18 protein-coding genes and 1 tRNA gene are annotated in these 20,191 nt (G+C 58.3%); 13 read left to right on the top strand and 6 right to left on the bottom strand.

Going from position 1 to position 20,191, the window contains the following annotated elements:
- The first annotated feature begins 278 nt into the window (after window positions 1–278).
- The 7 genes from mgtA to ACA061_RS09240 all read left to right on the top strand — a co-directional run bounded on the left by mgtA (window position 279) and on the right by ACA061_RS09240 (window position 10,268).
- On the top strand, window positions 279–2,978 hold the full coding sequence (mgtA, locus tag ACA061_RS09210) for a magnesium-translocating P-type ATPase (RefSeq protein WP_210555580.1): 2,700 nt from the start codon (window positions 279–281) through the stop codon (window positions 2,976–2,978).
- A gap of 191 nt (window positions 2,979–3,169) precedes the next feature.
- Complete coding sequence (locus tag ACA061_RS09215) at window positions 3,170–3,886, top strand: MgtC/SapB family protein (protein ID WP_150616682.1); 717 nt, start codon at window positions 3,170–3,172, stop codon at window positions 3,884–3,886.
- 188 nt (window positions 3,887–4,074) lie between these two features.
- Complete coding sequence (locus ACA061_RS09220) at window positions 4,075–4,464, top strand: hypothetical protein (RefSeq protein WP_150616681.1); 390 nt, start codon at window positions 4,075–4,077, stop codon at window positions 4,462–4,464.
- Window positions 4,465–4,528: 64 nt separating this feature from the next.
- Entirely contained in the window at window positions 4,529–5,767 is a 1,239-nt protein-coding gene (locus ACA061_RS09225) for an EAL domain-containing response regulator (protein WP_497301231.1), read from the top strand.
- Between the two features lie 87 nt (window positions 5,768–5,854).
- Window positions 5,855–6,277, top strand: coding sequence for a chemotaxis protein CheY (locus tag ACA061_RS09230; RefSeq protein ID WP_497301233.1), 423 nt, complete (start codon window positions 5,855–5,857; stop codon window positions 6,275–6,277).
- 135 nt (window positions 6,278–6,412) lie between these two features.
- On the top strand, window positions 6,413–7,039 hold the full coding sequence (locus tag ACA061_RS09235; RefSeq protein ID WP_150616679.1) for a response regulator transcription factor: 627 nt from the start codon (window positions 6,413–6,415) through the stop codon (window positions 7,037–7,039).
- A 10-nt stretch (window positions 7,040–7,049) separates the two neighbouring features.
- Window positions 7,050–10,268 (top strand): transporter substrate-binding domain-containing protein, encoded by a 3,219-nt coding sequence (locus ACA061_RS09240; RefSeq protein WP_497301234.1) that lies wholly within the window; start codon window positions 7,050–7,052, stop codon window positions 10,266–10,268.
- 17 nt (window positions 10,269–10,285) lie between these two features.
- Here the strand turns inward: ACA061_RS09240 and dkgB are convergent, their stop codons facing one another.
- A complete protein-coding gene (gene dkgB, locus ACA061_RS09245) occupies window positions 10,286–11,089 on the bottom strand; it encodes a 2,5-didehydrogluconate reductase DkgB (protein ID WP_497301235.1) in 804 nt (267 codons plus the stop codon).
- A gap of 367 nt (window positions 11,090–11,456) precedes the next feature.
- Between dkgB and ACA061_RS09250 the strand changes: the two genes are divergently transcribed.
- The 4 genes from ACA061_RS09250 to ACA061_RS09265 all read left to right on the top strand — a co-directional run bounded on the left by ACA061_RS09250 (window position 11,457) and on the right by ACA061_RS09265 (window position 15,805).
- Complete coding sequence (locus ACA061_RS09250) at window positions 11,457–12,323, top strand: pirin family protein (RefSeq protein WP_497301236.1); 867 nt, start codon at window positions 11,457–11,459, stop codon at window positions 12,321–12,323.
- A 196-nt stretch (window positions 12,324–12,519) separates the two neighbouring features.
- On the top strand, window positions 12,520–13,962 hold the full coding sequence (locus ACA061_RS09255) for a mechanosensitive ion channel domain-containing protein (protein WP_497301237.1): 1,443 nt from the start codon (window positions 12,520–12,522) through the stop codon (window positions 13,960–13,962).
- 105 nt (window positions 13,963–14,067) lie between these two features.
- A complete protein-coding gene (gene xth / locus ACA061_RS09260; RefSeq protein ID WP_150601420.1) occupies window positions 14,068–14,862 on the top strand; it encodes an exodeoxyribonuclease III in 795 nt (264 codons plus the stop codon).
- Between the two features lie 100 nt (window positions 14,863–14,962).
- Entirely contained in the window at window positions 14,963–15,805 is an 843-nt protein-coding gene (locus ACA061_RS09265; protein WP_210701595.1) for an arylamine N-acetyltransferase family protein, read from the top strand.
- Here ACA061_RS09265 and ACA061_RS09270 read toward each other — a convergent pair.
- From ACA061_RS09270 to ACA061_RS09280, 3 genes are read right to left on the bottom strand one after another with little or no spacing between them, the layout of a single operon-like run.
- On the bottom strand, window positions 15,787–16,212 hold the full coding sequence (locus ACA061_RS09270) for a DUF4952 domain-containing protein (protein WP_210555587.1): 426 nt from the start codon (window positions 16,210–16,212) through the stop codon (window positions 15,787–15,789). The genes ACA061_RS09265 and ACA061_RS09270 overlap by 19 nt on opposite strands.
- Window positions 16,213–16,962, bottom strand: coding sequence for a hypothetical protein (locus tag ACA061_RS09275; protein ID WP_497301239.1), 750 nt, complete (start codon window positions 16,960–16,962; stop codon window positions 16,213–16,215).
- 49 nt (window positions 16,963–17,011) lie between these two features.
- Window positions 17,012–17,506 carry a PAAR domain-containing protein gene (locus ACA061_RS09280; protein ID WP_150594673.1) on the bottom strand — a complete coding sequence of 165 codons (495 nt, stop codon included), beginning with the start codon at window positions 17,504–17,506 and terminating at the stop codon, window positions 17,012–17,014.
- A 210-nt stretch (window positions 17,507–17,716) separates the two neighbouring features.
- Between ACA061_RS09280 and ACA061_RS09285 the strand changes: the two genes are divergently transcribed.
- Window positions 17,717–19,243, top strand: a complete 1,527-nt coding sequence (locus ACA061_RS09285; protein ID WP_150601424.1) for a nucleobase:cation symporter-2 family protein — start codon at window positions 17,717–17,719, stop codon at window positions 19,241–19,243.
- 205 nt (window positions 19,244–19,448) lie between these two features.
- On the opposite strand, the gene ACA061_RS09290 is transcribed toward ACA061_RS09285, so the two are convergent.
- Window positions 19,449–19,524 (bottom strand) — tRNA-Asn (locus ACA061_RS09290).
- A gap of 219 nt (window positions 19,525–19,743) precedes the next feature.
- Between ACA061_RS09290 and ACA061_RS09295 the strand changes: the two genes are divergently transcribed.
- Entirely contained in the window at window positions 19,744–19,974 is a 231-nt protein-coding gene (locus ACA061_RS09295) for a hypothetical protein (RefSeq protein WP_042558588.1), read from the top strand.
- Here the strand turns inward: ACA061_RS09295 and ACA061_RS09300 are convergent.
- Complete coding sequence (locus ACA061_RS09300) at window positions 19,971–20,171, bottom strand: hypothetical protein (RefSeq protein WP_150601425.1); 201 nt, start codon at window positions 20,169–20,171, stop codon at window positions 19,971–19,973. The two genes, ACA061_RS09295 and ACA061_RS09300, sit on opposite strands and share 4 nt — an antisense overlap.
- Window positions 20,172–20,191 lie beyond the last annotated feature (20 nt).

The raw sequence follows: 20,191 nt of genomic DNA on the forward strand, positions 1-20,191 counted from the left end.
GATTCTCGGCAAGATAACGCGCATTTTTTTGCCGTTGTCTCGCCGTAAAAGCGAGCAGCGGCATCCCGTGCATGGCCAGTCCTTGGTCATGTCTCGACGTCCTTCTCATCGACGCTGAACAGAGCGTGATGTCGACTTTAAAGTCGCCATCGCAGCCCTATCGACACGCCTGTCTTTTCTGATCGGCGCGCCATGCCTTGCCGTGCCGGTTTTCCCGGCGGACGAGGCGCGGTTGTACCTGCTTGACGGTTTCCCGGCTGACTATAGGGGCAACAGCCATGAAACTTACGCTCAAGGAATTTTTCGCAGGTTTTCTGCGTACCCGCCACATCGCCCGGCACTTCCGCCGCCTGGCGTTGCTGGAAACCATCAACGACACCACGGTCAGCCGTGAAGTCCCGCCAACCCTGGCCAATACGCTGGTCGATGCCGCGCAAAGCGACAGCTCGGCATTGCTGTCTTCACTGGGTACGCACTCCGATGGCCTTACCGATTTCGAAGTCGATGCACTGCGTGCGCAATACGGTCTCAATGAAGTCGAACACGAGCAGCCGCTGCCGTGGTGGACCCACCTATGGCACTGCTACAAAAACCCGTTCAACCTGCTGCTGACGCTGCTTGCAGTGATCTCGTGGCTGACCGAAGACATGAAAGCCGCCGTGGTGATTTTCTCCATGGTGGTGCTGTCGACGCTGCTGCGCTTCTGGCAGGAAAGCAAATCCAACCAGGCTGCCGACGCGCTTAAAGCGATGGTCAGCAACACCGCGACGGTGATGCGCCGTGATGCACCGCGAAGCGAGTTGCCGATCAAGCAATTGGTGCCGGGCGATCTGATCGTGTTGTCGGCCGGCGACATGATTCCCGCCGATTGCCGGGTGCTCAGCGCCAAAGACCTGTTCGTCAGTCAGGCCGCGATGACCGGTGAATCGATGCCGGTGGAGAAATTCCCGCGTCAGGCGGATCGCGATACACGCAATCCGCTGGAGCTGGACAACATCCTGTTCATGGGCACCAACGTCGTGTCTGGCACTGCGGTGGCGGTGATTCTCACCACCGGCAACAGCACCTATTTTGGTGCGCTGGCGCAGCGGGTTGGTGCGACTGATCGGGCGCCGACTTCGTTTCAGCAAGGGGTCAACAAAGTCAGCTGGCTGTTGATCCGGTTCATGTTCGTGATGGCGCCGCTGGTGCTGTTCATCAATGGTTTCACCAAGGGCGACTGGTCCGAAGCACTGCTGTTTGCACTGTCGGTTGCGGTCGGACTGACCCCGGAAATGCTGCCGATGATCGTCACCTCAACGCTGGCCAAAGGCGCGGTGTTTCTGTCGCGTAAAAAAGTCATCGTCAAACGCCTCGACGCGATCCAGAACTTCGGCGCCATGGACGTGCTGTGCACCGACAAGACCGGCACGCTGACCCAAGACAAAATCTTCCTCGCGCGTAACGTTGATGTCTGGGGCGAAGATTCTGACGACGTATTGGAACTGGCTTACCTGAACAGCTACTACCAGACCGGTCTGAAAAACCTGCTGGACGTGGCCGTGCTGGAACACGTGGAAGTCCACCGTGAATTGAAGGTCGGCACAGCGTTTCGCAAGGTCGATGAGATCCCGTTCGACTTCAATCGCCGGCGCATGTCGGTGGTGGTGGAAGGGTGCGGCCAAGCGCATCAGCTGATCTGCAAAGGCGCGGTGGAGGAAGTGCTGGCGGTGTGCAGCCAGGTGCGTCACGGCGACGTCGATGAAGCCTTGAGCGATGAATTGCTGACCCGGATTCGTCAGGTCACTGCAGCATTCAACGCTGAAGGCTTACGCGTGGTGGCAGTAGCGGCACGCTCGATGCCTGAAGGGCGCGACACCTACAGCCTGGCCGATGAACAGGAACTGACGTTGATCGGTTACGTGGCGTTTCTCGATCCACCGAAGGAAAGCACCGCACCGGCGCTCAAGGCTTTGGCCGAGCATGGCGTGGCGGTGAAAGTGCTTACCGGTGACAACGAGTTGGTCACGGCGAAAATCTGCCGCGAAGTCGGCCTCGCTCAGCAAGGCCTGCTGATGGGCAACGACATCGAGCGCATGAGCGATGCCGAACTGGCTGTGGCAGTGGAAACCACTAACGTTTTTGCCAGGCTGACGCCGTCGCACAAGGAGCGCATCGTGCGCATCCTCAAGGGCAATGGCCATGTGGTTGGTTTCATGGGTGATGGCATCAACGACGCGCCGGCGTTGCGCACCGCCGACATCGGTATTTCCGTGGACAGCGCGGTCGATATCGCCAAGGAAGCGGCCGACATCATCCTCCTGGAAAAGAGCCTGATGGTGCTGGAGGAGGGCGTGCTCGAAGGGCGCCGCACCTTCGCCAACATGCTCAAGTACATCAAGATGACCGCCAGCTCCAACTTCGGCAACGTGTTTTCGGTGCTGGTTGCCAGTGCGTTTATTCCGTTTCTGCCGATGCTGCCGATGCATCTGCTGGTGCAAAACCTGCTCTACGATATTTCGCAGATCGCCATTCCGTTCGACAACGTCGATGAGGAGATGCTGAAGAAACCGCAGCGCTGGCAGCCGGGCGATGTCGGGCGCTTCATGCTGTTTTTCGGGCCGATCAGTTCGATCTTCGACATCACAACGTTCGCCTTGATGTGGTACGTGTTTGATGCCAACACCCCGGATCACCAGACGCTGTTCCAGTCCGGCTGGTTCGTGGTGGGCCTGCTGACCCAGACGCTGATCGTGCACATGATCCGCACGCCGAAGATTCCGTTCGTGCAAAGCCGTGCAGCGCTGCCGCTGCTGGTGATGACCGGGATCATCATGGCGGTCGGCATCTTCCTGCCGATGGGGCCGCTGGCGCACTACTTCAAATTGCAGGCGTTGCCGTCGATTTACTTCGTGTTCCTGCCAATGATTCTGCTGGCGTACATGGCGCTGACTCAGGCGGTGAAAGGTTTCTACATCCGCCGGTTCGGCTGGCAATAACACCCAGGCTGCGATCCTTTGATTTTTTCAAGATCAGAAGATCGCTCCCCCTGTAGGAGCTGCCGAAGGCTGCGATCTTTTGATCTTGGTTTTTAGAAGCCAGATCAAAAGATCGCAGCCTTCGGCAGCTCCTACAGGGTATGTGTTTTCAGCCCCCAATAAGGGGCTGTGGTTTATTCAAGGATTTCATCATGCAAGCCATCAACAACCTCAACCTGAGCTCACTGCTCGACACCCTCGTCAGCCTCAGCGCAGCTTTCCTTCTCGGCGGGCTGATCGGCTTCGAGCGCCAATACCGGCAACGTACAGCCGGCCTGCGAACCAATGTGCTGGTGGCGGTCGGCGCGGCGATTTTTGTCGACATGGCCAACCGTCTCGCCGGGGCCGAAGGCGCGGTGCGTGTGGTTGCCTACGTGGTCTCCGGCATCGGTTTTCTCGGTGCCGGGGTGATCATGCGCGAAGAGGGCAACGTGCGCGGCCTCAACACTGCTGCCACCCTGTGGACCTCTGCTGCGGTCGGTGCCTGCGCCGGTGCCGACCTGCTGGCCGAAGCGGTGCTGGGCACGCTGTTCATCCTCGCCGCCAACACTTTGTTGCGGCCGATCGTCAATAACATCAACCGCCAGCCACTGGACGTGGTCTCGGCCGAAGTCACCAATATCGTCTACGTGATCGCCCGACGTTCACAGCAAAAAGCTGTGCTCGCCTTACTCGAAGCCGAGCTGGAACGCAGCAACTACCCGGCCAGCGACGTCGACGTGCACGCCTTTGGCGCCGATGAAGTCGAGATCGAAGCGACCCTGGCGACCACTTCGGTGGACGGCGATGAACTGGATGCACTGATCGCGCGGATCTCGACGTCGGCGCTGGTGGTGCAGGCATTCTGGAGTCCGAGTACCACTGAATGACGTTACCAAAGGCATCCGCTGCCTTTGATCAATCAAGTAAGCCACTCCGGGTCATTGCGGTGTGGCCTTCTTCTTGTTTGCCGCCAGAAAATCCCGCTCGTTTATCAGACTTGTCTTACATGTTTTACGGCGCCCATTGATTAGAGTGTTCCGCTGATTGGAAACATCTCCTACGGCCGCCGAAATCAATGTCCTACAAACACTGGCGAATTCTCGTTGCTGAAGAGCAACTCATCGCGCACAACCGAATCTGCAAGTCCCTCAATGAACTGGGATATCGCACGCTCACACCGGTGCGTTCGTTTCGTGAACTGCTGGGCGTGACCCATTACTCGTTCGAACCGTTCGAGCACTTTGATCTGCTGGTCATCAACGGTGAGCTGATCGCTGCCGCCGGGATTGATCCGGTGCGGTTTTTCCAGAGCAACTCGCAGATTCGTCACGGTGTGATTTATGACGCACGCCGTGGCCAGGCACAGGCAGAAACGATTTATGCCAACCAACGACGCCAGTTGACGCTGATCCGTACTGCGGATCGGCAAACCCTGGCTGCACTCCTCGAACAACTCGATATTTAGGATATTTCCTATGGGATTTGGGACTTTTCCTAACGAGTTCTACGCACAAACACAGGACACTTGTGTGAATTTCACCATCCGCGAGGCAATGATCATGCCCCTTCAGCCGCTTCGAATTCTGGTGCTTGAAGATCACGCGTTCCAACGCTCCGTTGCGGTCAGCATCTTGCAAAGCCTGGGGTGTCGGCAGATATACGAAGCCAGCGATGGTGCGCAGGCACTTGCCCTGTTGGAGGACATCGGCTGCGTCGACATTGCCTTGTGCGACTTGCAAATGGAGGGCATGGACGGCCTGCAGTTCTTGCAACGCGTCGGCGCGTCCGGGCAGGTCAAGTCGGTCATCATCAGCAGCTCGTTGTCGGTCGATCTGCGCCGGGCGGTACATCAAATGGTGACGCTGCTCGGTCTGGATCTGCTGGGCGATGTCGGCAAACCACTGCATACCCAGGTGTTGGCCGATCTGCTGGAAAAATATGTTGAGCGGCCGAGCCTTCGCGAAACAGCGTCGGCGGTTGTTACTCTGGCCAGTGAGGTGTCCGTGCGGCGGGCTTTGGCCGATGGGCAGTTGCATGCCTGGTATCAGCCAAAATTCGATCTGCGCAGCGGTGAAGTCTGCGGTGCAGAAGTGCTCTGCCGCTGGCTGCATCCAACCCGGGGCATTATTTCGCCCGCGCAGTTCATGCCAGTGCTGGAACGCTGTGGCCTGCTCGACGAGTTGTTGTTCTCTCAGCTCGATCAGGCTTTGGATATTCAGCGAAGCGCCCGGGAGCAGGGTTTCGTCCTGAATCTGGCGTTCAACCTGCAAGCCGTGCAGTTGGCCAGCGCTGAGCTGACCGCGACCCTCAAAGGCATTTTGGCGCGCCACGCCACCCAAGGCGCGGGCCTGACCTTTGAGCTGACCGAAAGCGGTTTGCTGGAGGCGCCGGCTACCAGCCTGGAAAGCCTGGTGCGGTTGCGGATGATGGGTTGTCGCTTGTCGATCGACGACTTCGGTGCCGGATTTTCCTCGCTGCAACGGCTATGTCAGTTGCCCTTTAACGAGATCAAGCTCGACGCTGATTTCATTCGTAACCTTGAACGTGAACCCCGTTGCCGCGCAGCGATCAGCAGCACTTTGGCGCTCGGCGAAACCCTCGGCATGACCGTGGTGATCGAGGGCATCGAGACCGATGCGCAACGCCGCGAACTGCTGGCACTGGGCTGCACGCAAGGGCAGGGCTACTGGTACGCAAGACCGATGGCCGGAACCGATTTGCTGAACTGGCTGCAACGGCGCAGTTATCAGCAGATCTCGGGCGAATGACGTTTTTTAGGAAAAGTCCTACAGAACCTGCCGTTGAGGTTGCGTAGTCTTGCCGCACCCAGAAACCTGATCACCGGGAGATTGACCATGATCAATAAAGCTCTGCGTATTCTTATCGCTGATCCGCAGCATTTTCACCGGATGAAAGTCGAGCGTCTGTTCAACAGCCTCGGCTACTACCGCGTTGCCCCGGTGCAGAGTATCGCCGAACTGTTGACGTTGGTGGACTACGGCTGTGAACCGTTCGACGTGGTGGTCATCAACGCTGAACTGGCGATGGGATCGCTGGATCTGCTGGGGTTTTTCCTCGACAACCCCCAGGTGCGTCATGCGCTGATCTACAACGAACCCTCGGCGCCGTTGCAGGTGAAATCAGGTTTTGCGCAGGAAAACGTGCAGATCAGTCATGCGGTGTTGCCCGGCGAGCAGGCAATCAGGCACTTGATGGCGCTGGTCGATGCGGCCAAATGGAAACAGGATGGCGTTGAGCAGCGTCGGGCATATGCATAAAAACACCCTCACCACAACTGTCAGATCTGACAGGTGATTTCCATTCCATTGCGTGTAACAGTCGCTGCGCAGCCATTGAGTCTGGATCAGCCGATCCCGGTGGTCTTATTGCCAGATTTTGTAGCGGGAGTGGAAATGAAGTCAGCGCTGATCGTCGACGATCACCCGGTGGTGCGCGCCGCCATCCGAATCGTGCTGCAAACCGAAGGTTTCAAGGAGATTCACGAGGCGTCCAGTGGCAACGAGGTGGTGCAACTGATCCGCGAACACCGGCCCCGGCTGGTCGTGCTTGACTTGCATCTGCCAGCACTCGACGGGCTGGACGTACTGGCCCGAATCAAGGCCAACGACCTTGCGTGCCGAGTTCTGGTGTTCAGTTCTCACGACCCGTTGTTTTACCAGGAACGTTGCCTGCGCGCCGGGGCGATGGCTTACGTAACTAAAACCAACCAATTGCAACAGTTGCACAAAGCGATACAGGCGGTGATGTCGGGCTACACTTATTTTTCCGCGATGCCCGACAACGTCAGCGTGTTGAATGCAGTGCAAGCCACGGAAAAACAGATGATCGATCAGCTCTCTGATCGAGAGTTGAGCATTTTCGTGCAACTGGCGCAGGGCAAGGCCAACAAGACGATTGCCGAGGACATGCACCTCAGTCACAAAACTGTCAGTACCTACAAAACCCGACTGATGAAGAAGCTCGGCATGGGTACAGCGGTGCACTTGCGCGATTTCGCCAAGCGCAATCATTTGATCTGAGTAGCCGGACATGAGCCAGGGAGGGCGTATCTGTTGGCTGTGGCTAAGCCTTGTAACCTCTTGCTGGGCGAGTGAAACGCCGCAGGTTCTTGAGGTGCTGACCCGGTCCGGCCTGGACCATGTCCAGGTTCGTCTGGACGAACATGACCGCCATTGGCTGCGTCAGCATCCGGTGTTGCGCATGGGCATTTCCGGTCGCGATTACCCACCGTTCGAGATCACCCGCAATCAGCATGAACTGGAAGGGCTCACGGCCGATTACGCCGACCTGCTGGCGCAACTGCTTGGCCTGAGAATCGAAGTCCAGCGTTTTGCCAACCGGGATGCGGTGATGGCGGCACTCAAACGTGGCGATCTCGATGTGCTGGGGACATCCAACAGCTTTGAGATCGCAGATCCTGCGATCGTTCTATCCCGACCCTATGCCGAAGATCAGCCAATGCTGGTTACCCGGCTCGAAGAGTCCATGCCGTTGGATCTCGCCGGCAAGCGTATCGCCATGGTCGAGGACTATATGCCGCTGGCGACGGTGCAGATGTTCTACCCCGAAGCGAGCGTGCAACTTTACTCCGCGGCAATGGATGCACTGGGAGCAGTGGCGTTTGGTGCAGATGATGTTTATCTGGGCGACTTCATCAGTGCCAGCTACTTGATCAACACCAATTATCGCAATGACCTGCGATTGGCCGGGCCCGCGGGGCTTGATGCCAATCCATTCGGCTTTGCGCTGATGCGCAGCGATGTGCGCCTCAAACGTCTCGTCGACAAGGCGTTGGCGGCGATTCCCATGGAGCACCGGCAGCGTATCGAACAGCGCTGGAGTGTCGGTCTTGCCGAGATGGCTGAACAAACACGGGTGCAGCTCAGTGCCGCAGAACAGCAGTGGCTGGATCAACATCCGGTGGTGCGGGTCGGCGGCATCGAAGATTTCGCCCCGCTGAGTTTTTTCGACGCGGATGCCCGTTTCAGTGGGCTTGCGGCGCAACTACTCAACCTGATCAGTCAACGCAGCGGCCTGAATTTCCAGATCGTGCGAGGGCTGTCGCTGGATCGCCAGATCGAGCAGATGAAGGCCGGTGAGCTTGATGTGTTGCCCGTGGTGACGCCCAGCAGTGAGCGTGAAAACGAACTGCAATTCACTCGGGCCTATCTGAACAATCCGTTCGTGCTGGTCAGTGCGACAACGGCGGCGAGCCCGCGCAATCTTGATGACCTGATGGATAAACGGCTGGCGATTTATCGCGGCCACCCGTTGCGCGGTTATTTGCAGGAGCGCGTATCGGCATTACGTTTTGTCGAAGTCAAAAGCCCCGCCGAAGGCATGGCGTTGATCGCCAGGGGGCAGGCAGACGCCACCGTGAGTTCCTTGCTGGTGGCTCGATTTCTGATCGCCCGTCATCATCGCGAGCGTCTGCGTATTGCCAGCACCATTGGCGATCAACCAGCCCGAATTGCCTTGGCCACCGCACCGCAGTCTTCCATGTTGCATTCGATCCTGAACAAGGCGTTGCTGAGCATCGCTCCGCAACAGATGGACGAACTGATTGCCCGCTGGGGCCATGATGTGGTGGTGGAAGAGAGCTATTGGCTGCGTCATCGCCGCGAGATCCTGCTGGGTTTTGCGGGGGCGGCAAGCCTGCTGTTGGCGGCGCTGATCTGGATCGGTTTTCAGCGCAGGCAGATCCGTCAGCGTCAGCAGTGGTTACAACAATTGCAGCAAGCCAAAGACACTGCGGACGACGCCAATCGGGCCAAAACCACGTTTCTGGCGACCATGAGCCATGAAATTCGCACGCCGATGAATGCACTGATCGGGATGCTTGAGTTGGCGCTCAAACGCGCCGATGAGGGCGTGACGGATCGCCTGGCCATTCAGGTGGCATCCAATGCCGGGCAACAGTTATTGGCACTGATCGGCGATATCCTCGACATCGCGCGCATTGAAACCGGGCATTTGTCCCTGGCCCCCGAGCGGGCCAACCTGCGGGAGCTGGTGGTGTCAGTGTGCCGGGTGTTTGAGGGGCTGGCGCGACAGAAGCGCTTGCTGTGGCATGTCGAGCTCGGTGCGCACAGCGATGTCGATGTATTGATTGACCCGACGCGCTTCAAACAAGTGTTGTCGAATTTGCTCAGCAACGCGATCAAGTTCACTGAGGAAGGTGAGGTGAGCTTGTGGCTGACGGTGACGGCGGTATCGGCCGAGCGACTGACCGTGAAAGTGCTCATCGAAGACAGCGGGATCGGCATCAGTGCGCAGGACCGGCAACGGTTGTTCAGCCCTTTCGTACAGGCGAGCAAAAACACTCAATCGGCGCGCGGTGGTTCCGGATTGGGCTTGGTGATCAGCCGCAGCCTCTGCGAAATGATGGGCGGCTCGTTGCACCTCGACAGCGAGCCGGGGCGCGGTACACAAGTGCAAGTCAACCTCGAACTGCCAATGCTGGCCGCCATCGCGCATGCCCCGGCATCACCGTTTACGCAGGATATGCCAGTGTGCTCACTGAGCGTTCTGGTGGTGGACGATCATCCGGTGAACCGTTTGTTGCTGTGCTGGCAGTTGAGTGAACTGGGCCACCGGACGATTGCCGCCGAAGACGGCCATGAAGGACTGGAACGTTGGCTGGCACAGCCATTCGACGTGGTCATCACCGACTGCAACATGCCGCGGCGCAACGGCTATGAACTGGCGCGGGCCATCCGTGACGAAGAAGCCGCTAGCGGCCGCGCGCCCTCTCTCTTGATCGGATTTACCGCCAATGCTCAGGTCGAGGAGAAGGTTCGTTGCATTGATGCCGGCATGGACGAGTGCCTGTTCAAACCGATTCGCTTGCACGACCTGCAGCAGGCGTTGACGGGTGCCAGCCAGTGCGACAGTGGTGTCGAACCGGTCGAGGGCACGACCCTGACAGAAATCGACCTGAGCGCGCTGGAGCAGATGGCCGGCAATGATCATTCGATGATTGATCGCCTGCGTGCAGAAGTTTTGCGCAGCCTGCACCACGACCTGCAACGCCTCTACGATCTGAACCACGAGAATGACAGTGACGGGTTGCGCGAACTGGCCCATCACATCAAGGGCGGCGCGCAGATGGTGGGGGCGGCGCGTGTGGTGTCGGCGTGCGCGGGTGTTGAACAGGCATGTATCGAGGCTGAAGCCGTTGCCGTGGTCAAGGCGATCCATACGCTGCGCGAGGCCATGAACAGCCTGGCGCAGCGTCTTCAGGGCTGAGCATTCAATCGCGCTGATTAATCCCAGGCAGGCGCAATGCCTTTGGGGCTGGTAAGGCGATGGCCGCGATCCAGCGTGGCGATTTGCGCCATGTCGGCATCGCTCAGCGTCAGGGCCGTGGCGCCGAGATTGCTTTGCAGGTTGGCGCGTTTGGTCGATGACGGAATCACCGCGTAACCCGACTGCATGGCCCAGGCCAGAGTGACTTGCGCCGGGGTGACGTGCAGGCGTTCGGCGATCTGCTGGATCAGAGGATCTTTCAGCACTTCGCCATAGGCGAGGGTCATGTATGAGGTGATGTGGATGCCCTGACTCCGGGCGAACTCGGCTACTTTGCGGTTTTGCAGATACGGATGCAGCTCGATCTGATTGGTCGCGATGTTGTCGGCGCCTACGGCAGCAATGGCCTGTTTCATCAGGTCGATGGTGAAGTTGGAAATACCGATCTGCCGGGTCAGGCCCAAACGCTTGGCTTCCAGCAGGGCCGTCATGAACTCTTCGACGGGCACTTGATCGTCCGGCGATGGCCAGTGGATCAACGTCAGGTCGAGGTAGTCGGTCTGCAGTTTTTGCAGGCTCTCTTTGAGGCTGGCAATCAGGCGCTCTTTGGCGAAGTTGGCAACCCAGATCTTGCTGGTGATAAACAGCTCTTCACGTGGGATGCCGCTAGCGGCGATGGCCTGGCCGACGTCGGCTTCGTTCTCGTAGATCTGTGCGGTGTCGATGACCCGATAGCCGAGCTCGAGGGCGGTGCTCACCGAATCGATGACCACCTGGCCTTGCAGGCGAAACGTACCAAGACCGAAAGCGGGAACAGACATGAAGACTCCAGAGGTTGCAGTGGGAATGGGGGGAGTATCCGCGTCTGCGGCCATGGGAAAAACCGTTGGCGGGGCAAAGCACTGTTGATCAGAAGTCATGAATCAATTCCGAGACCTGTGATGTCTGGCTTGGCCTCTTCGCGAGCAAACTCGCTCCCACAGGGAATTGTGTTGGTGCTGAATTCTATTTACACCCCCGAAACCTGTGGGAGCTGGCTTGCCAGCGATCGCCGCGACTCGGTCTTGAGGCTGTCGAAGTTCACTGTCCTCCAGATAGAACGCTGAAGCTGATTTTTGCCGTCTAGTGCAATCATCGTCATGCAATTAAGCTCAATTCATTGCGTTATTCACACCTTTGGAGCCAATCATGAAAAACATCATCGGTATTTACACCAGCCCTCGCGGCCATTGGGTCGGCGATGGTTTTCCGGTTCGCACACTGTTTTCCTACGACAACCTTGGCAAACACATCAGCCCGTTCTTGCTGCTCGATCATGCGGGGCCTGCTGAATTTACGCCTACCACCGAGCAGCGCGGCGTGGGTCAGCATCCGCACCGTGGTTTTGAAACCGTGACGATTGTTTACGATGGTGAAGTGCAGCACCGCGACTCAACCGGCAGCGGTGGCACCATCGGCCCGGGCGACGTGCAATGGATGACTGCCGCTTCCGGGATCCTGCATGAGGAGTTCCACTCGGAAAACTTCGCCAAAACCGGTGGCAAGCTCGAAATGGTTCAGCTGTGGGTCAACCTGCCGGCCAAGGACAAAATGGCTGCGCCGGGTTACCAGACAATTCTTGATCACGACATCCCGAGCATTGCGCTCAAGGACAATGCCGGTAGCCTGCGTTTGATCGCCGGTGAGTTCGACGGTCACACAGGTCCGTCGCGCACCTTTACGCCAATTGATGTCTGGGATATGCGCTTGAACGCTGGCAAGTTGCTGGCGCTGGATCTGCACGAAGGACGCAATACTGCGCTGGTGGTGTTGAAAGGTTCAGTGCAGATCAATGGACAGGAATCGGCGGAGCAGGGGCAACTTGTGTTGTTCGAGCGCGACGGCCGTCAACTGACTCTCGAAGCTGGAACCGACGCCGTGGTGTTGTTGCTGAGCGGCGAGCCGATCGACGAACCGATCGTTGGCCACGGCCCGTTCGTGATGAACACCGAGCAGGAAATCCACCAGGCCTTCGCTGACTTCCAGTCCGGGCGTTTTGGCCGAATGCACGGGTAATTCCAGCCACACCAAACCCTGTAGGAGCTGCCGAAGGCTGCGATCTTTTGATCTGGTTTTTAAAGATCAAAAGATCGCAGCCTTCGGCAGCTCCTACAGGGGGCTTAGTGTTTTTTTGAAGGCTGAAATCAATTACTCCTACACTGTCCCCAATCTGTGCGATCTTCGCGCGATTGGCCTTCGTCGGAGTTGTTTGATGCTGTCTCTGCTGACTGAACATCCGTTGTTTTGCGCGTTTATCCTGATCCTGCTCGATCTCGGACTTTGGCGTCTGATCAGTTCCCGTGGCAGTGAATGGAAACTGCTTGTGCGGGTGCTGATTTTCACGGTGTTCAGCCTTCTGCTGTTCAATGAAGGTCTCAATCCGATGGAGCCCGCGCCGTGGGCCGACAACGTTCCGCTGCACCTGGCGGCGACCGGGTTGCAGATCGGCTGGTGGTTATTCGGCGCGCGCACGCTGACGGTGTTGATCGGTGCAGTCATGATGCAGCGGGTCGGGCACACCGGGCGGCTGCTCCAGGATTTGCTCGGCGCGGTGATTTTCCTGATAGCAATCATCGCGGCATTGGCGTACGTGCTGGATCTGCCAGTCAAAGGAGTGCTGGCGACTTCCGGCGCGCTGGCGATCATCGTCGGTCTGGCCTTGCAGAGCACGCTGAGCGACGTGTTTTCCGGGATTGTCCTCAACACCACCAAGCCGTATCAGCTGGATGACTGGATTTCCATCGACGGCACCGAAGGCCGGGTCACTGATATCGACTGGCGTGCCACGCGTCTGCAAACCAGTCAGGGCAGCATGGCGGTGATTCCCAATTCGTTGGCGGCCAAGGCCAAGATCATCAACTTCAGTCGACCGAGCAACATGTTCGGCGTATCGGTCAGCGTGCAGGTCAGCCCCCATGCGCGGCCCCATTCGGTGATCGATGCGCTAGAGCGGGCGATGCAGGGCTGTCGGCAACTGCTCGACACACCCGCTCCGAGCGTTGCGTTGAAAAGCTCCGGCAGCAACGGCGCCGAATACGAGATCAGCGGTTTCGTCGCCTCGATGAGCGAGAAACGGCTGGTGCGCAATCAGCTGTTTGATCTGGCGTATCGGCACTTGCAGGCATCCGGGGTCAATCTGCTGTCGAGCGATGAAGGCAACGCACCGACCCAGTCGTCGCGACCGCGGGCGTTGCTCGACAGCTCACCGATCTTTGCGACGTTGCGCCAGGAAGAAAAGGACACCTTCAGCCAGAACATGGTCCTGCAGACTTTCCGCGCCGGGGAGGTGATTCTGGCGGGCGGGGAGGTCAGCGATCACTTGTTCATTGTCGAGTCCGGGGTGGTCTCGGTGACATTGAAACGTCACGGCACACCGTTCGAGTCCGGGCGCATGGGCCCGGGCGAAGTGATTGGCGAGGCCGGAATTCTCGCCGATACGTCGCTGCCGGCGGACTTCACGGCAAAAACCTTCTGCGCCCTGTATCGCATCGAGAAGTCCTATCTCAAACCGTGTCTCGATGCGCGGCACGACATCAACGATGCAATGACAGCGCTGTTTGATTACCGTCTGCACAAGGCGCAATCGCTGACCGAGGAAGCGCCCGTGGTGGTGCCAAAGAAAGGCTTTTTGCAATGGCTGCGCAGTCGCGCCTGAACCCTTCAGCGCTGTTGCCGCACGCCGTAGCGGAACGATTCAATGCAACCAGTGCGAGGCCGACAAGGTCAGAATTTTCACAACCTCTGGCACGAGCCCCGGACGATGAAAAACCTGCGGATCGCCACCTTCAACGTCAACGGCCTGCGCGCGCGGCTGCCCAATCTGCTGGAGTGGCTCAAACGCGAGCAGCCGGACATCGTTTGTCTGCAAGAACTCAAATCGCTCGACAGCGCGTTCCCTGCCGCCGACCTGGAAGCTGCCGGTTACGGCGCGATCTGGCACGGTCAGGCGGCTTGGAACGGTGTGGCGATCCTCGCCCGCGATGCGCAACCACTGGAGAGTCGGCGCGGCTTGCCCGGTGATCCCGAGGACAAGCACAGCCGTTATCTGGAAGCGGCGGTGCACGGCGTGTTGGTCGGTTGCCTGTACCTGCCCAATGGCAACCCGCAACCGGGGCCGAAATTCGATTACAAACTGGCGTGGTTCGAGCGGCTGATCAGCTACGCGAAAGACCTGCAAAGCAGCGATCACCCCGTCGTACTGGCCGGCGACTACAACGTCGTGCCCACCGACATGGACATCTACAACACCCGCTCATGGCTCAAAGATGCGTTGCTGCAACCCGAAAGCCGCGAGTGTTATCAGCGATTGCTGGATCAGGGCTGGACCGATTCGCTGCGGCATCTGTATCCCGAAGAGCGCCTCTATACCTTCTGGGATTATTTCCGCCAGCACTGGCAGAGCAACTCTGGCCTGCGCATCGATCATCTGTTACTCAATCCGGCGCTGAGTCCTTACCTGCACGAGGCCGGCGTAGATGCCTGGGTGCGCAATGAACCGCACGCCAGCGACCATGCACCGACATGGATTCGCATCGGTTCACGGAAAAAACGCTAGGGGCGATTGGTGAAATCAATTGTCGAATTCAGTGCCCGATACCGTATACATGGCGACCATCAACGCAGTGACCTGCGGCCCCATGCATAAGGACTGAGCAATGAGTGAGCCCCGCCTGACGAGTCTGAAACGGTATCTGCAACGCCTGGGTTTCGAGGCACCACCGCCGCCGACCCTGGAAACCCTGCGCGAGTTGCAATTGCGCCATACCGGCGCTTTCACCTTTGAAAATCTCGCAACGGTCACCGGCACTCCGGTATTGATCGATCTTGCCTCGATTGAGCAGAAAGTCTTGCACGGTGGTCGCGGCGGTTACTGCTACGAACTCAATCATCTGTTTTTTGCCCTGTTGCTTGAACTGGGCTTCGACGTTCGGGCCATCAGCGGGCGAGTGGTCATGAATCAGCCCGAAGGCACCTGGACCGCGCGCACCCATCGCTTGAGTCTGGTAACCCTCGGCGGCGTGCGCTACATCACCGATGTCGGCTTCGGCGGCATGGTGCCAACCGCACCGTTGATGCTGGATACCGAGGCCGAGCAAGCCACACCGCACGAGCCGTATCGCATCGAAAAACAACCCGACGGCTACATGCTGCGCGCCAATGTCGGGGGCGAATGGCGGTCGATGTACCTGTTCGATCTGCAACGCCAGGAAGACATCGATTTCACCATCGGCAACTGGTATGTCTCGGCGCATCCGCAATCACCGTTCGCCAATCGCCTGATGGTTGCGCGTACTGGCGATGGCTGGCGGCGTACATTGAACAATGGCAGTTTCGCGATCCACCGCATCGGCGCCGAGAGCGAGCGGCGTGATGTAGCGGATGTGGAAGATCTACTCGATCTGCTTGAGGTTGAGTTCGGGATACAGGTCGCGAGCCCAGAATTGTTGAGGCCGGTGCTCAGACGCCTTATCGAGTCGGGTCAGGGATCCTCAGCGTAAGCATCGACCTGGATCGTAAAGAGATTGATCTTGGCCCACGACTCTCGTTGCCCGACCTCTGTTTCCTCTGAGCCAATGCTGATCAGGTAGTTGATGCCTGTTGCCGGATCCTTGAAACCATTTTGGGTCGAGTCCCAGGAGCAACAGGCGCGCGTGATCGGCGATATCCCGAAGTGCTGTTCAAGGTACTGTTCGGCTTTCGAAGCATTGGCCCCGGATACTTCATAGCTGGCAGAAAATGGCTGGCCCATGCGGTCAAGCGCCTGCTTGCAGCCTTTGAATTCAACAAACGATGGCTTGTCTGCGAGCTTCGACAGAAAGTCATCACAGCCAAAGTCGGCACTGGCGCTGTTGGCAATTACCAACAACAGCGCGGGTATCAATCGGATCAGGAACAGCCGAATCATTTATTTCTCCACCAGCAGTTCGCCGACATATTTCCCGCCTTCACCTTTGACTCGCCGGCAAATGAGGTAATCGTAAACATCGTTCCATTTGATCAGCTCATAAAAAGTGACGCAGCCGTCGGACAAATGGCCGACATGGATGTAACGGCTACTGTTGCCTTTCGTGCCTTGCAGTTCGATTGGAAACCAGACATCCGTGCAATGCAGGCTGCCTTTGGTCTTATAGCCGCCGGTTGAAATGTTCCCGTGAGAGCGGTCGGGTGCCATGATCCGGTGGCGGCCGGGCGGGATCGGTGTGTATTGGCCACCCCACTGACTATTGAGTGTCACCTTTGCCGTGATGCCGTTGAAACTGACCTGGGCCCATTGCTGAAGGAGTTTACCCTTGAACTCCGATACGGCATGGGCCGGTGCGCCGGTGTATTTGACCTTCACAGTCGCCGGCCCTGTGGGCGGCGTGTCCATCAGGTACTTCAAGGCATTTTCGGTCTTCAGGCTGGCGGTCTGCCCGACGAATTCAGAGTTGCCATCGGCAATCCGGAAGTAGGTTCGACCACCTGACTCCTTGGCGAGGGTCACTTTGGTGAATTCGCACAGCGCGACGAGGGTGCCCTTCGGTTCGAGCTTTACGCTTAGCCAGCCGTTGTCGTCAGCGCGTTTGGTGTATTTGGTGACCACGGTAGACGGGTGGGTACTGCCGCCCTGCCTGTTCGAGGAGGCTAGATTATTGTTCAGGATCGCAAGCGCCATGCTGGTTACAACTCCTTCAGATAATTTTCAGCAGACTGGTTCCATCTGTTCAGGCCAGGTCGTCGGGTTCCAGATGCAACAGTTCGGTTGCCCTGGTGGAAACGCGTTGGGTCAGCCCCCGTTCATTGGTGACTCCGCGGAAAATCTTGCCTGAGGCGGTGGTGATTTTATAAGCGAAGTCCGGCACAGGCTCGCCGTCGGCGTCCGACAGGGTGAATTGCTCGTCGAAGCCGAGGTTGATCGGGGGGACTGGGCTGACCGCTGCGCCACCGCCACTTTGGCCAATGATGACTGTGCCGGAGCCGCCGACGATGACATCGCCGTGAGTGCCAAGGCTGCCTTGCGTAGCGGCATTTTTTCCGTTGATGAAGACCGTTGCCGAAATATTGCCACTGATTGTGCTGCCGCAAGAGGCAGGATCTCCGAGGCGCGCGGCTGGCAATCCATCGAAAAAAACGTCGGGCGAGCCGGCAGCGATTTTCTGTGCGGCATGCCCTGGGCAGTTTGTGGCGTCTGTAGCGCGTGCGGCTGGTTTTCCACTCATGCTGAATTCCTTATCTGATCCCGGAAAGGGTTTCCGTTAATCCCTACGGCATGCCGCCGATCCTGCCACGCGCCGAGGTTGAGCTCAATAGCTCTTCGCGGTACCGGTTTCGGACAACTCGAGATGATTTTTTGTATACAAAGCGATAGACACTTGTCGCGACTTTTGAATACAGTGTGCGCATAACAAAAACCAGGGAACCCCCCCACCATGAAAACGCCCCATGTTTCACACCAACGGCCCGAGGACGAAAACCTCGGGGTCGGCGCGAATATGGCTTACGGCCTGCAACATGTTCTGACCATGTATGGCGGTATCGTCGCGGTGCCACTGATCATCGGTCAGGCGGCCGGGCTGTCGCCCGCAGACATTGGTTTGTTGATTGCTGCTTCATTGTTTGCGGGGGGGCTGGCGACACTGCTGCAAACCCTGGGTCTACCGTTTTTCGGCTGTCAGTTGCCGCTGGTACAGGGTGTGTCGTTCTCCGGCGTTGCGACCATGGTCGCGATCGTCAGCAGTGGCGGGGAGGGTGGCTTCCAGTCGGTGCTTGGCGCGGTGATTGCCGCGTCGCTGATCGGGTTGTTGATTACCCCGGTGTTCTCGCGCATTACCAAGTTCTTCCCGCCGCTGGTGACCGGCATTGTGATCACCACCATCGGCCTCACGCTGATGCCGGTGGCCGCGCGCTGGGCCATGGGCGGCAATAGCCACGCGCCGGACTTCGGCAGCATGCAAAACATTGGCCTGGCGGCGGTCACGCTGGTACTGGTGCTGCTGCTGAGCAAGGTCGGCAGCTCGACCATCTCGCGCTTGTCGATCCTGTTGGCCATGGTGATCGGCACGGTGCTGGCGGTGTTCCTCGGCATGGCGGACTTCTCCAGCGTCACCACCGGCCCGATGTTCGGCTTCCCGACGCCGTTCCATTTCGGCATGCCGACCTTCCACTTCGCAGCGATCCTGTCGATGTGCATCGTGGTCATGGTGACGCTTGTGGAAACCTCGGCGGACATTCTCGCGGTCGGTGAAATCATCGGCACCAAGGTCGACTCCAAGCGTCTGGGTAATGGACTGCGCGCGGACATGCTGTCGAGCATGTTTGCGCCGATCTTCGGCTCGTTTACCCAAAGTGCCTTCGCCCAGAACGTCGGGCTGGTGGCGGTGACCGGGATCAAGAGTCGTTTCGTGGTCGCCACCGGTGGTCTGTTTCTGGTGGTCCTCGGCCTGCTGCCATTCATGGGCCGAGTGATCGCGGCAGTGCCGACTTCGGTACTCGGCGGCGCAGGTATTGTGTTGTTTGGCACCGTCGCCGCGAGTGGTATCCGTACGTTGTCGAAGGTTGATTACCGCAACAACGTCAATCTGATCATCGTCGCGACCTCAATTGGTTTCGGCATGATCCCGATTGCTGCGCCGAGCTTCTACGATCAATTCCCGAGCTGGTTCGCGACCATTTTCCACTCGGGCATCAGCTCGTCGGCGATCATGGCGATCCTGCTCAACCTGGCGTTCAACCACTTCACAACCGGTAACTCTGACCAGCAGTCGGTGTTTGCGGTAGCGGAGGAGCGAACTCTGCGCTATCGCGATCTGGCGGCGCTGCGTGAGGGTGACTACTTCTGCGACGGCAAACTGCATGACTGCGATGGCAAGGAAGTGCCGGTGATCGAAGTGGATGCAGATCACGACCATGGTCACGGTGCCCCGAAGGTGCAGGTGAAGAGCAGCGAACATGTTTGATCGCTGATCGAATAAAAAGGCCGATCTGTTGGAAGACAGATCGGCCTTTTCGTTTTCGTGGAGATCAAAAGATCGCAGCCTTCGGCAGCTCCTACAGGGGGAGTGCATTTCAAACTGTAGGAGCTGCCGAAGGCTGCGATCTTTTGATCTTTTCGAGCGCCCACAAAAAAGCCCCTGAACCTTTCGATTCAGGGGCTTTGCTATTTGGCTCCACAACCTGGACTCGAACCAGGGACCCAGTGATTAACAGTCACTTGCTCTACCAACTGAGCTATTGCGGAATTGGTGCGTATGTTACTGATTCAAAAAGAGAAGTCAAGCGTCTGTTGTTGAATTGTGCAATTCGCCAGGACGGACGGTGGTTTATCGGCGATTGGCGGTTACCAGAATCGCCTCAGGGGTCTACCATGGCCGCCCGGAAGTGGTCACACGCGCTGCCGGCCATTCGCCGAAAAGGTACGCGCCATGAATCACACATCACTGCACATCGAGGTGCTCGCATGACCACCGCTCAAATCAGCCTGCCAAAAGGCGTCGGCCCGCACGCCGAAAAACTCTTCGATGCAATCACCCAGGCCAGCACCGCTGAAGAACTGAACCGCGCTGGCGGCAAGGCTGAGGGTTTTGTCCTCGGCCTGGAAACTGCCAAGGCCATCAAAAGCCAGATCGCCGAATCGCTGTACGTTGTCTATGACGATGCCGCCAGCCAGCGTGCGAGCGAACTGGCTTAACTGCCGAAGGTGATGGTGCCCATCATCAGCTTGGCGTAAGCCGCGGTGGTCGCCAGTTGCACCAGCCACAAGGCCAGGCCGCCGAGAAACACCCCGGCCGCCACTTGCAACACTAGGCTTTTTTCGCGTTTGGCCGGGGCGCGGGGGATGAAGTCATCCAGATCGTCACGGTCGGCGCGCAGGTTGTCGTTTTTCATGGGTTTCTCGCAGAATTCTG

This window comes from Pseudomonas sp. LBUM1668 (genome assembly GCF_059695715.1).